This window comes from Streptococcus mitis (genome assembly GCF_965111735.1).
Classification (GTDB): domain Bacteria; phylum Bacillota; class Bacilli; order Lactobacillales; family Streptococcaceae; genus Streptococcus; species Streptococcus mitis_DR.
The window spans coordinates 157,054-170,161 of record NZ_OZ217346.1 but is presented as its reverse complement, the minus strand read 5'-3'; the positions used below and the strand labels follow the sequence as shown (position 1 = coordinate 170,161).

11 protein-coding genes are annotated in these 13,108 nt (G+C 40.7%); 5 read left to right on the top strand and 6 right to left on the bottom strand.

Features of this window, described 5'->3' with window-relative positions; genetic code table 11:
- Positions 1–56: 56 nt before the first annotated feature.
- From argS to ACLV7W_RS00790, 5 genes are all read left to right on the top strand, one after another.
- Complete coding sequence (gene argS, locus ACLV7W_RS00810; RefSeq protein WP_411865261.1) at positions 57–1,748, top strand: arginine--tRNA ligase; 1,692 nt, start codon at positions 57–59, stop codon at positions 1,746–1,748.
- Between the two features lie 410 nt (positions 1,749–2,158).
- Positions 2,159–2,404, top strand: a complete 246-nt coding sequence (locus ACLV7W_RS00805; RefSeq protein ID WP_150922920.1) for a MarR family transcriptional regulator — start codon at positions 2,159–2,161, stop codon at positions 2,402–2,404.
- A 168-nt stretch (positions 2,405–2,572) separates the two neighbouring features.
- Positions 2,573–3,589, top strand: coding sequence for an NAD(P)H-dependent glycerol-3-phosphate dehydrogenase (locus tag ACLV7W_RS00800; RefSeq protein ID WP_150922921.1), 1,017 nt, complete (start codon positions 2,573–2,575; stop codon positions 3,587–3,589).
- Positions 3,590–3,610: 21 nt separating this feature from the next.
- The gene (gene galU / locus ACLV7W_RS00795) at positions 3,611–4,510 is read left to right on the top strand and encodes a UTP--glucose-1-phosphate uridylyltransferase GalU (RefSeq protein WP_411865260.1); all 900 of its coding nucleotides are present in this window, start codon (positions 3,611–3,613) and stop codon (positions 4,508–4,510) included.
- A 500-nt stretch (positions 4,511–5,010) separates the two neighbouring features.
- Complete coding sequence (locus tag ACLV7W_RS00790) at positions 5,011–5,916, top strand: hypothetical protein (protein ID WP_411865259.1); 906 nt, start codon at positions 5,011–5,013, stop codon at positions 5,914–5,916.
- Between the two features lie 257 nt (positions 5,917–6,173).
- Here ACLV7W_RS00790 and ACLV7W_RS00785 read toward each other — a convergent pair whose 3' ends face one another.
- The 6 genes from ACLV7W_RS00785 to pbp1b all read right to left on the bottom strand — a co-directional run bounded on the left by ACLV7W_RS00785 (position 6,174) and on the right by pbp1b (position 12,979).
- Positions 6,174–6,848 (bottom strand): rhomboid family intramembrane serine protease, encoded by a 675-nt coding sequence (locus ACLV7W_RS00785; protein WP_411865258.1) that lies wholly within the window; start codon positions 6,846–6,848, stop codon positions 6,174–6,176.
- Entirely contained in the window at positions 6,832–7,371 is a 540-nt protein-coding gene (locus ACLV7W_RS00780; RefSeq protein WP_045610951.1) for a 5-formyltetrahydrofolate cyclo-ligase, read from the bottom strand. Before ACLV7W_RS00780 ends, ACLV7W_RS00785 begins: the two co-directional genes overlap by 17 nt.
- 11 nt (positions 7,372–7,382) lie before the next feature.
- Complete coding sequence (locus tag ACLV7W_RS00775) at positions 7,383–8,513, bottom strand: N-acetyldiaminopimelate deacetylase (protein WP_411865257.1); 1,131 nt, start codon at positions 8,511–8,513, stop codon at positions 7,383–7,385.
- Between the two features lie 67 nt (positions 8,514–8,580).
- On the bottom strand, positions 8,581–9,279 hold the full coding sequence (gene dapD, locus ACLV7W_RS00770) for a 2,3,4,5-tetrahydropyridine-2,6-dicarboxylate N-acetyltransferase (RefSeq protein ID WP_049552476.1): 699 nt from the start codon (positions 9,277–9,279) through the stop codon (positions 8,581–8,583).
- Positions 9,280–9,507: 228 nt separating this feature from the next.
- Positions 9,508–10,419 carry a DMT family transporter gene (locus tag ACLV7W_RS00765; protein WP_261050173.1) on the bottom strand — a complete coding sequence of 304 codons (912 nt, stop codon included), beginning with the start codon at positions 10,417–10,419 and terminating at the stop codon, positions 9,508–9,510.
- Positions 10,420–10,501: 82 nt separating this feature from the next.
- Positions 10,502–12,979, bottom strand: coding sequence for a penicillin-binding protein PBP1B (gene pbp1b, locus ACLV7W_RS00760; protein WP_411865256.1), 2,478 nt, complete (start codon positions 12,977–12,979; stop codon positions 10,502–10,504).
- Positions 12,980–13,108 lie beyond the last annotated feature (129 nt).

Here is a 13,108-nt window from a genome sequence, read left to right as displayed (position 1 = left end):
TCTTCTTTCTTTAAAATTGTGATAAAATAGTAGAAAAGTCCAAAAAGGAGCTCTTAATGAATACAAAAGAATTGATTGCTAGCGAGTTGGCTAGCATCATTGATAGCCTGGACCAAGAGGCTATTTTAAATTTACTGGAAACCCCTAAAAACTCAGAAATGGGAGACATCGCTTTCCCTGCTTTTTCTCTTGCAAAAGTCGAACGCAAAGCACCTCAAATGATTGCGACTGAACTGGCTGAAAAAATTGACAGCCAAGCCTTTGAAAAGGTTGTCGCAACAGGACCTTACGTCAACTTTTTCCTTGATAAATCTGCCATTTCTGCTCAAGTATTGCAAGCTGTTATCACCGAAAAAGAACACTATGCTGACCAAAATATTGGCAAACAAGAAAATGTTGTTATCGACATGTCTAGTCCCAATATCGCTAAACCATTCTCTATTGGTCACCTGCGTTCAACTGTTATCGGAGATAGCTTGTCACATATTTTCCAAAAAATCGGTTATCAAACGGTCAAGGTCAATCATTTGGGAGACTGGGGTAAGCAGTTTGGGATGTTGATTGTTGCCTACAAAAAATGGGGCGACGAAGAAGCTGTAAAAGCTCATCCAATTGATGAACTTCTTAAACTCTATGTCCGCATCAATGCTGAAGCTGAAAACGACCCTAGCTTAGATGAAGAAGCGCGCGAATGGTTCCGTAAACTTGAAAATGGAGATGAGGAAGCCCTCGCTCTTTGGCAATGGTTCCGTGATGAGAGTTTAGTAGAATTTAACCGCCTTTACAATGAATTGCAAGTCGAATTTGACAGCTACAATGGAGAAGCCTTCTACAACGATAAGATGGATGCAGTCGTAGACATTCTTTCTGAAAAAGGCCTTCTTGTTGAATCAGAAGGTGCCCAAGTTGTCAATCTTGAGAAATATGGAATTGAACATCCAGCCCTCATCAAGAAATCTGATGGTGCAACTCTCTACATCACACGTGACTTGGCTGCAGCCCTTTACCGTAAAAACGAATACCAATTTGCTAAATCTATCTACGTCGTTGGTCAAGAGCAATCTGCCCACTTTAAACAGCTTAAAGCTGTCTTGCAAGAAATGGGCTACGACTGGAGTGAAGACATTACTCATGTTCCTTTTGGTTTGGTTACAAAAGAAGGGAAGAAACTCTCTACTCGTAAAGGGAATGTCATCTTGCTAGAGCCTACTGTTGCAGAGGCCGTTAGTCGCGCCAAAGCCCAAATCGAGACTAAAAATCCTGAACTAGAAAACAAAGACCAGGTAGCGCATGCTGTTGGGGTTGGAGCCATTAAATTCTATGACCTCAAGACTGACCGTACAAATGGATATGATTTCGACCTAGAAGCTATGGTATCCTTCGAGGGGGAAACTGGACCTTATGTTCAATACGCCTACGCTCGTATCCAATCGATCTTGCGCAAAGCAGATTTCAAACCAAAAACAGAGGCTAATTACAGCTTAAATGATGCTGAAAGCTGGGAAATCATTAAACTCATTCAAGACTTCCCACGTATTATCAACCGTGCTGCGGATAACTTTGAACCTTCTATCATTGCTAAATTTGCAATTAGCCTGGCTCAAGCCTTTAACAAATACTATGCACATACGCGCATCTTGGATGAAAGTCCAGAACGCGACAGCCGTCTAGCCCTTAGCTACGCAACCGCAGTCGTTCTCAAAGAAGCCCTTCGCTTGCTTGGAGTAGAAGCGCCAGAGAAGATGTAAATCGCCAAAGTTACTTGATTGCAAAGCAATCTAAGTAACTAACGCCAAATCTCTGATAGGATTTGGCTAGGCGCTTCACTAGTTTTAGGACATAAATATGATCGATTTATGTCCTAAAACATCGTAATCTTAAAGTTATTGGAACTAAAGTTCCTAATTGTTAGACGCTAGGCGCTTTTATGCGGACTAGCTAACTGCTTCACTAGTATTGTAATAGAAATAATATCGATTTCTATTACAATACGTCGTAACTATGTGGCGCATTGCCTAAACGATTTACTAATTCACCTAACCAAATAATATCGATTTGGTTTAGAGACTTATCAAGTTTTGCTGACTTGTTCTGCTACTTTCGGTCCACTAAATCGATTTATTCACTACTACTTCTTTATCATTCAGGGAGATTTCCTATGAGCCAATATGCTTATATCCTCGTTGTGATTAGCTTGGTGTTCCTTTTTCTGCTCAATAAGTATGAAAAGGAGAGACTTCAAAGGCTCTACCAAGAACAACTTTTGAAGGATGAAACATTTAGGGTTGACATCAAGGAGAAAATTCAAACGACTGAAAATATCAATGATGTCATTGCTTACATTAATAAAACTTATCATCTGGGAATGTTGCTATCAAAAGACATTACAGATCAATTGAAATAAAGCTAGCTATTCTTTAAGGAATATCAAAACCGAGACTGAGAGTTTAATACTTAGCCTCGGTTTTTGTATATTTTCAAGTAACAAAGCCACCACTCCCCCAGCAATGCAAGTGCAAAATCCCCTAGAATGTGATAAAATAAAAGAGAGAACTCTATCAAGGAGGAAAACATGAAAAAACAAACCGTCGCCGTCTTGGGGCCTGGTTCTTGGGGGACTGCCCTTTCACAAGTCTTAAATGACAATGGACACGAGGTACGTATTTGGGGAAATATTCCCGAACAAATCAATGAAATTAATACCTATCATACTAACAAACACTACTTTAAAGATGTCGTTCTAGATGAAAAAATCATTGCCTACACTGACTTAGCAGAGGCCTTGAAAGATGTAGATGCGATTTTGTTTGTTGTCCCAACAAAAGTGACACGAATTGTTGCCCAACAAGTTGCTCAAACCTTAGACCATAAGGCTATTATCATGCACGCATCAAAGGGATTAGAACCCGATAGCCATAAACGATTATCAACCATCCTTGAAGAAGAAATTCCTGAACATCTCCGCAGTGATATCGTCGTTGTCTCAGGTCCTAGTCATGCAGAAGAGACCATTGTGCGTGACCTAACTTTAATCACTGCTGCTTCTAAAGACTTACAAACAGCACAATACGTTCAGGAACTCTTTAGCAATCACTACTTCCGACTTTATACCAATACTGATGTTATCGGGGTCGAAACCGCTGGTGCTCTCAAAAATATTATCGCTGTCGGTGCTGGAGCCTTACATGGTTTGGGATTTGGTGACAACGCTAAGGCAGCCATCATCGCTCGAGGCTTGGCAGAAATTACCCGCCTAGGAGTAGCACTCGGTGCCAGTCCATTGACCTATAGTGGCTTGTCTGGTGTAGGAGACTTGATCGTAACGGGAACCTCCATCCACTCTCGTAACTGGAGAGCCGGAGATGCTCTTGGTCGTGGAGAATCTCTAGCTGATATCGAAGCCAGTATGGGCATGGTGATTGAAGGAATTTCAACGACTCGAGCAGCCTACGAACTAGCGCAAGAACTTGGAGTCTATATGCCCATTACACAGGCCATTTACCAAGTTATCTACCACGGAACCAATATCAAAGATGCCATTTATGACATCATGAACAATGAATTTAAAGCAGAAAATGAGTGGTCTTAACCCTCTAGAGAAAGGATTCTTATGACATCAAAAGTTAGAAAGGCAGTCATCCCTGCCGCTGGACTCGGGACTCGATTTTTACCAGCAACCAAAGCACTTGCTAAAGAAATGTTGCCAATTGTGGACAAACCAACTATCCAATTCATCGTAGAAGAAGCTCTTAAATCAGGTATTGAAGATATTCTGGTTGTCACTGGTAAATCAAAACGTTCTATTGAAGACCACTTTGACTCAAACTTTGAGCTTGAGTACAACCTCAAAGAAAAAGGCAAACATGACTTGTTAAAATTGGTAGACGAAACAACTGGCATTCGCCTTCACTTTATCCGTCAAAGCCATCCTCGTGGTCTTGGAGATGCTGTCTTACAAGCAAAAGCTTTTGTAGGGAATGAGCCCTTCGTTGTCATGCTTGGTGACGACCTAATGGATATCACAGATGACCACGCTGTACCTTTGACAAAACAATTGATGAACGATTACGAGACAACTCACGCATCAACAATCGCTGTTATGCCTGTCCCTCATGAAGAAGTTTCAGCATATGGAGTTATAGCTCCTCAGGGTGAAGGGATTAATGGTCTCTACAGTGTCGAAACTTTCGTTGAAAAACCAGCTCCAGAAGATGCTCCAAGTGATTTGGCAATCATTGGACGCTATCTGCTCACACCAGAAATTTTTGAAATCCTCGAAAATCAAGCTCCCGGTGCTGGAAATGAAATCCAGCTTACCGACGCTATTGATACGCTTAATAAAACACAACGTGTTTTCGCCCGTGAATTTACAGGAGCTCGTTACGACGTTGGCGATAAGTTTGGCTTTGTGAAAACATCTATTGACTATGCCCTCAAACACCCACAAGTCAAAGATGACTTGAAAGATTACCTCATCCAACTGGGAAAAGAGTTATCTGAGGGGGAATAGAAGAAGATTCCATGTAAAAATAAGAACTAGGATAGTTAATTATCCCAGTTCTTTTTATTTTATATTGCTATCATCCCGAACATATAAATCGACAAAAGGAAATCGTATTTCTCAATTAACTCACTTACAAGCTCCAACGAATTGATCTCAATTCTTATGAAAGCGCTACGATATTATTTGTTTTTTTATAAAAATAGGAGTACAATGAGTTGGTATAATAAAATAAAAAGCACCGAATCGGTGCGCATTACTGATTATGGATAACCATATTTTAACTCAAAAGAAGAATCTTTTGGCTGTGTTGTTTCGAATGGTTCCAAAATAATAAATAATTTTAAATTTGACTTAACTGTTAGAGTAGTCATGGTTAAATTAAATCAACCGAGTCGAACATAAGTTGTTTAATTTTGTGGAAGCTATTAATAAGAATATAATAAGGGAGAAAGATAGGGGTAATTTTAATTTTAAAGTAATTGCGGACACTATCAAAGTAAAAGATTATGGAAAACAAATTTGTAGAATTTATCAAAAACAATAAAAAAGTAATCATTTCATCAGTTGCAGTTGGTGTTGTATTGGTATTAGGGTTTGGATGGTATTCATATTACCAACATCAAGCAGAGCAACAAGCAAAAATTGTACAATTAGAAAAAGATAGCAAATCAGACAAAGAACAAGTTGATAAACTATTTGAATCATTTGATGCTTCTTCAGATGAATCTATTTCTAAGTTGAAAGAATTATCTGAAACTTCACTTAAAACCGATACAGGTAAAGACTATCTTAATAACAAAGTCAAAGAATCATCTAAAGCCATTGTAGATTTTCATTTGCAAAAAGGTTTGGCTTATGACATCAAAGATTCAGACGACAAATTTAAAGATAAAACAACCATAGAAAATAATGTAAAAGAAATCAATAAACAAATTGATTTTATCAAGAAAGTTGATGAAACATTCAAACAAGATAATCTTGAAGAAACTACAAAATCTCTTACTGATATTGTAGATAAATTCAATAAGCAAATCGAAGCTTTAAAGAAAGAAGAAGAACAAAAAGCAGCTGAAAAAGCTAAAGAAGAAGAGAAGAAACAATCAGAAGCTAAATCACAAGAATCTTCTGGTGGATCAAGTAGTTCAAGCAGTTCAAGTTCTAACTCATCTTCTGATTCTGGATCAAATGGTGGCGGAAGTAATTATGAAGCCCCAGCTACCGAACAATATTCATCCGGCAACAGCAATAGCGGCGGAGGAAGTAATGACGGCTATACACAATATTGGAGCATTGACGCAAGTGGTCGTCATGGCAACTACCAAGCAAATGATAGCAATGGTGATGTACGTGACACTAGTGGAAACCACCTTGGAAACTATGGTGGAGGAATTACTGAATTTAGACGACGTTAATAACTATTTTAGAGCTGTGTTGTTTCGAATGGTTCCAAAACACATTAAAAGCTACTCATTTTTTAAGTAGCTTTTTTCTTATTCAAGTTTACATATTATACTCTTCGAAAATCTCTTCAAACCACGTCAGCGTCGCCTTACCGTACTCAAATACAGCTTGCGGCTAGCTTCCTAGTTTGCTCTTTGATTTTCATTGAGTATAAAACAAAAAAAGATAAGGTTCAAAAATGCCTTATCTTTTTTCATTACACAAATTTTCATCCCATTCCCTTGTAGAGAAGCAAGACTGCGAGTCCTACGAATAACACTACCGCTCCTAACCTCTGGCTGCTACTATACATCCGTCTTTCTCCTCGGACTGGAAAGATAATTGCTAGAAATGCTCCACCAACTGCTCCCCCGATATGGCCTGCTAGGCTGATTCCTGGAATCAGAACACTTCCAATAATGTTAACCACAAAAAGTGTCAGATAAGATTGCCCTAGCTGTTGGATATAAGGATTACGCGTTGCATAGCGAAGAATGATAATCGCAGCAAATAGCCCATAAAGAGAGGTAGAGGCTCCTGCTGCTAAGGATTTGGGACTAAATACAAAAACAAAGAGATTGCCCATCATTCCTGATAAAAGATAGAGAAAGAAAAACTTCTTGGATCCGAAAATTTCCTCTACTTGCCTACCAAGATAATAGAGCGAAAGCATATTAACAATGAAATGCTCCCACCCAATATGAACAAAAATGGCAGAAAAGAGACGCCAAATCTGCTCAGGAAAGAGGCGAATAGCTGGTCCATACATAGCTCCAAATCGAAATAATGTGTCTGCCCTGTCAAAGTTTCCGCCTGTGCTCACCAACATTAGTAGAAATACCAAGGCCGTCACTAAGAGAAAGAAACTCGTCACAGGGTAACGTCTATCAAAGATTTCCTTCATCAATCAGTACCTCCTGAACAGGAATATCATGATTTTCAGAGATAAAGTCCTGAATTTGACAAGGATAAACCGTACTCAAAGTATGACCAGAAAAATGTTCCAGATAGCGGTCATAATAACCTCCACCGTATCCAATCCGATATCCTTCCGTCGTAAAAGCCAGACCAGGAACATGAATCAAATCAATCTGAGAAGCATCCACTACTTCCAAATCTCCCTGTGGTTCCAGTAATCCAAAGGAAGTTTTTACCAACTGCTGTGGATCATAGACCACAAAGTCCATGCGCCCCTTGGGATAGGTTTTGGGTATCAGAACCTTCTTGCCGTCCTTCAGCGCCTGCTCAATCAGTTCCTGCGTTTGAAACTCATGAGAAAAAGAAAGATAGGTTGCGATGACCTCGGCTTCTTGGTAAAAGGGGTGTTGTAAAAGTCGCTCAGTTAAAGCTTGGTCTATAAACTGTTTTTGCTCTCGAGATAAAGCCTTCATTTCTTGTAAGACTTGCTTCCGTAATTCCGATTTCATAGACAACCCCTCTACTCTGCTGCCTTCTTTTTCAGGAAACTAGAGACCGCATCCACCCCAATAGCTAATGCCTCTTCCTTGGGACTCATCTGAGGGTGATGAAGGGCGTAGGGACTATCGATACCTAGCCAAAACATAACGCCATTAACCTTTGAAAGGAGATAACCAAAGTCCTCACCTGTCATAGCAGGTTCGATATCAATCAGCTCGATTCCCTCTTTTTCTTCAAAGAAATTCATTAGTTCACGCGCCAAGGCTGGATTGTTCTCAACAGGCAGGTATCCACCTTGTTTGAGTTCCACTTCGACTTCCATATCAAAGGCTGCTGCAACTCCTTCTGCAACTGTTTTGACCCGCTTTTGCACCAAGAGACTCATGTCCTGTGTCAAAGCCCGAATAGTTCCATGTAAAAAGGCTGTGTCTGTGATGACATTGTTGGTTGTTCCGGCTTGGAAAAGACCAAAGGTCACCACTGCTCCCTCGATTGGGTTGACATTGCGGCTGACAACTGACTGCACCTGGGTCACAAAGTAACTAGCCGCCACCAAGGCGTCATTAGCTTCATGTGGAAAGGCTGCGTGTCCCCCTTTGCCTTTGAAACGGATCTTCACCTCGCAAGTACCTGCAAAGAGTGTATGAGTATTGGTCGCAATCTGGCCAACTTTTAAATCTGGACGTACATGGAGGCCATAAAATTGATCTGGTAACCAGTCTCCAAAAGCACCATCCTCATACATGAGCATGCCACCAGCTTCGTTTTCTTCAGCAGGTTGAAATAGGAAGAGCAGATTATTCTTGGGTTGCTCTTCAAGGGCTCGCTCAAGACAGCCCAAAGCAATAGTCATGTGGAAATCATGTCCACAAGCATGCATGCGATCTTGATGTTGAGAAGCGAAAGGAAGGCCTGTTTGTTCGACGATAGGCAGGCCATCAATATCTGTTCTCCAACCAATGGTACGCTCTGGTTGACTTCCCTGCAAATAGACCAAAATACCTGTCCGCCAAGTTCGAACTTGGACAAAATCCTTGCCCGCAGCCAATTTCTCAATCACATCCAGCAGATAAGCCTGAGTCTTGAACTCCTCCAAGCCAATCTCTGGAATCTGGTGCAAATCTCGTCTAGTCTGAATCAAATCTAACATCTATCTATCCTCCGATATAGCAGAAAGAGGCTGGAAGAAGGGTTCCGCCTCTTTATTACTTTTACAATTATAAGGTACGAAGCGCATCCTCTAGCGCTGTTTTTTGTTGAGTTTGGGCATCAATCTCTTTGATAATGCGAGCCGGAACACCTGCTACCACTACGTTTTCTGGGACATCTTGGGTAACGATAGCTCCTGCTGCGACAACTGAACCACTACCGATTTGGACTCCTTCGATAACCACTGCATTGGCACCAATAAGAACATTGTCTCCGACACGAACTGGTTCAGCACTAGCTGGCTCAATCACACCTGCCAAAACTGCACCTGCACCAACGTGACTGTTTTTCCCAACGATAGCACGGCCACCAAGGATAGCACCCATGTCAATCATGGTTCCAGCACCGATTTCAGCACCGATATTGATAACTGCTCCCATCATGATAACAGCATTGTCACCAATTTCAACCTGGTCACGGATAATCGCACCTGGCTCGATACGAGCGTTGATATCACGTTTATCTAGCAAAGGAACTGCAGAATTACGAGCATCTTGCTCAACAACATAGTCTTGATTTTCTACCAAGCCATCAAGAAGCGGAGCAACATCTTTCCAATCTCCGAATAGGACATTTCCTAGTTTGACAACAGAGCTAGGTACAGCAGTTGCGAGTTGTCCCTCAAAGGTTACTTTAACACTAGTTTTCTTTTCAGCATTGGCGATAAATTGGATAATTTCTTGAGCATTCATTTTTGTAGCAGTCATAAAAGGCCTCTCATTCTTTATAATGATAACTATTCTACCAAAAAAGGCCTCAAATTTGAAGCCTTTTTGTTTGTTTTTAGGTATGATTTTTAGGGATGTGAGATAAAACGTGCTGTCGGTAAAAGCAAGCCCCTACCGATACAACCTAAAAACACTCTTCACAACTATCTCCCCGTGTTTTATTGACTATTCTAGTATAGCACACTTTTAGAATTAAGAAAAGACTTTTTATTCACTTTCTTTAGCTTCTTCTATCGATAGGAAAATCATGGGTAAAATAATCAGGGCCATAGCTAGAAGAAGGGACCAATCTACTACCAATCCTAAAAACAAAACACTCAAGAGAGCAGAAGAGAGAGGTTCACTGGCACTGATAACGGAAACCACCAAAGGAGAAACCAAGGAAACTGCCTTCATAGAAATGAAAAAGGCAAAAGCCGTCCCGAAAAAAGCGATAATGAGGCAAATCAAGATACTCCAAATATCCAGAGTAAAGGAAAGCTGGTAAACCGGCGAGAGGACATTGCTAAATAAACCTGCCAAAATCATCCCCCACCCAACCGTGGGTACAAACCCATAACGCTTAGCAAAAGGTTGGGGCAAGATAACATTAAACATGACACCCATGGCACTCAGCAGACCTGTTATAAGAGCTAGCGGTGTCATGGATAACTGAGAGAGATCTCCCTTTGTCGCCATCAAGCAAACACCCAGCATGGCAACCAAAACATAGAAAATAGCGCTTTTTGACGCTCGTTTTTGATAAACCAAACGATTGTAAAAGAGGATAAAGACAGGGCTAATAAACTGTAAAATTGTTGCTGTCGCTGCATTTGAGTATTCTACACAGAGATAGAAAAAATACTGAACTGAAAAAATCCCCAAAATAGCATAGGCCAAAAAGGGTAGGTAATTTTTCTTATCTCGCCAAATATCTAGCACTTGCGATTTTAATTGCACTGCAGACCAAATGAGCACAAGACTCCCTGCCAGTGTCAAACGCATAGAGGTAATCCAGCCAGAGGACACTTGATAATGAGTAAAGAAATACTCTCCTAAAATTCCACAGATTCCCCAGATTAAGCCGGATAGAAGAGAATAAATGGTTCCTTTAACAATCTTTTTCTGATACTGATTCATATCTTTATTGTAACACGAAAGGAAAAAAGAAAAAAGTGGCAATCCATTGATTAGCCACTTCATTTAGCACAGTTTATAAAACTTATCGTCTCGTCCTTGAAGAAGAAGGTCGTGTAGCATTTGAGTTACTGCTATCGCTAGAGCTACTACTTGAACTGTTATTCGAACTAGTACTTGAGCTAGAAGGTGTTGGCAATGTGCTAACGATACTTGACCAAGCATTTTGGTAATCTGCTTCACTTCCTCCAATAGCAAAGTGATAGCTTGTCGTAGGAGCTCCCGCCTTGTTAGCCCAATAGCTCGTTACAGTAGACCCTGAAAGATCCACCGTTTTCCCATTAACGGTTACTTTACCCGGTTTCTGCCCTGTAGATCTGAGGACCTGAGATTGAGTCACACTAGAATCCAGACTAAAGCGTTCATTGCCCCAAACACCAGGCTCTGCCTGTTGGATAGCATTAACCAAGTAGGCCATATATTTGGCATTTCGATAATGCCCCGCTCCCTTAGCCATTGGACGGTTGTCATCATGACCTAGCCAACCACCTAGAGTCAATCTTGGTGTCGACAGCATGAGCCACATGTTCTCGTCTTCATTCGTTGTACCCGTTTTTCCAATCCAATCTGCACTTGCTAGACTAGGATTAATAGACGATAAGTCTGACTGGAAACTAGAAGTAATACGAGATGAAATGACATCACGGAGTAAACTCTGCATAATAGTCGCTGTTGCCTTAGAATAAACCTGAACAGGTTGAGATTTATATTCATAAATCACTCGACCATCAGGAGACTCTATCTTAGCAATCATGTGTTTCTGTTGATAAACACCATTGTTAGCTATAGTCTGATAACCGTTGGTGTGCTGGGCAACTGTGACCTCAATTCCTCCACCCATAGGTAAACTTTCAATACCATATTCTGGAATTTCATAACCCATTTTTTCCATGTAACCTTTCACATCAACACCCTTCTCTCGAAGCGTGCGGTAGGTCCAATAGGCCGGTATATTCCATGAATAATTAAGAGCTTCTCCAAGAGTTATCATAGCCGTACCAGGGCTATTGACATACATAATCGGATTCCCGTTAGAGAAATTTGTCGGATAGTTGGACAAGATGCTTGCACTCCCCATCAGTCCCTGATCAATAGCGATACCATAGGCCAAGAGAGGTTTGGTTGTGGAAGCAGGAGATCGTTTGGTATCGATGGCGTGATTATTCTGATTTTCTTGATAATTTCGACCACCAACAAACCCAAGAATAGCTCCTGTTTTGTTATCCATCAAAACATTCCCCACTTCAGGCTGTCCTGTCGAGTCATCTACTAGTCGGCCATAACTAGCAACAGCATTCTGCATAGCTGTGTGGATATTTTTATTGATAGTTGTGGTAACTTTATATCCACCATTTTCAATTTCTTTAGTTGCTAAATCACGATAAGCTTTCTGAATAGATTCATTTTTCAATTCTTGGCTAGAAACATTATCTTGCTGAATCAAATAGTCATACATCCTATCTACAGCCTCGGCTAGAGTCGCAAAGTAAAGATACCCGCGAGAAGCAGTACTCACACTACCCGATGGTAGGAAATCTTTTTTAAAATCATAATCCTTATACTGTTGGTAATCTTCCTGGCTTAATGCACCTGTGCGATACATATTGTACAGCACGTCCTTAGCACGCTTGATTCCCAAAGCCATATCCTCATCACTCTTCATACTGCCGTCAGATTCATAAGGCGAATAACTAATAGGACTCTGGGGCAAACCTGCGATAAACGCAGCTTGTGGTACACTCAATTTACTTGCTTCTACACCGAAAATTCCTTCTGCCGCTTGCTGGGCACCCGCAATGTTTTGCCCTTTATTATTTCTACCAAAAGGAGCGATATTGAGATAGGCTGTTAGTATCTCATCTTTCCCCATCACTCTTTCTAAAGCAAGTGCATCGACAATCTCTGTTGCCTTACGAGCCAATGTAGGAGCGTCTCCAACAACCTGCTGTTTGATGACCTGCTGCGTTAAGGTCGAACCTCCACTGGACGACCCCAGACCAACAAATGTTCCCAGAGTCGCACGAATAACAGCCTTAGGTACAACTCCATGGTGTTCGTTAAAATGTTCATCCTCTGTCGCAATGATAGCCTTCTTCAAGTTATCAGAGATAGCATCTGAGCCGACAGAAGTACGTAGCAAATCCCCCTCAATCGCAGCGATTGTACTACCGTCAGAATAAGTAATTTCTGATATGGAAGCAATATTCTTAACTTGCTTCAACAACTCCTCTGTTTGAGGGACCTTAGCCTTGTCAAACAAAGCAACTCCATAACCAATAGCTACACCAGCTCCCAAAAGTCCACCGATAAAACCTAGGATAAAAAGAGTATTAAAGGTCACTTTAATACCTCTCAAAATTTTCGCAAAAATAGATTCGACTCCAATCGGCTGACTTACTGAACTAGATTTTTTATGTTTCTTACCCTCTTGTTTTTTTCTCAGGGCACCTTGTTGAAAAATGTTCAACATTTTTGTTTTTAATTCACTGATTCTTTCTTTCATGAATATCCTCGCTCTTTCTATTATACCATAAAAGGTAAACTTTCAATAAAATAGCCACTTTCTTCCCTATTCTACTAGGCTATTGCTCAAGTTTGTGATACAATAGGTAGAAACAATATTTTTAAAAAG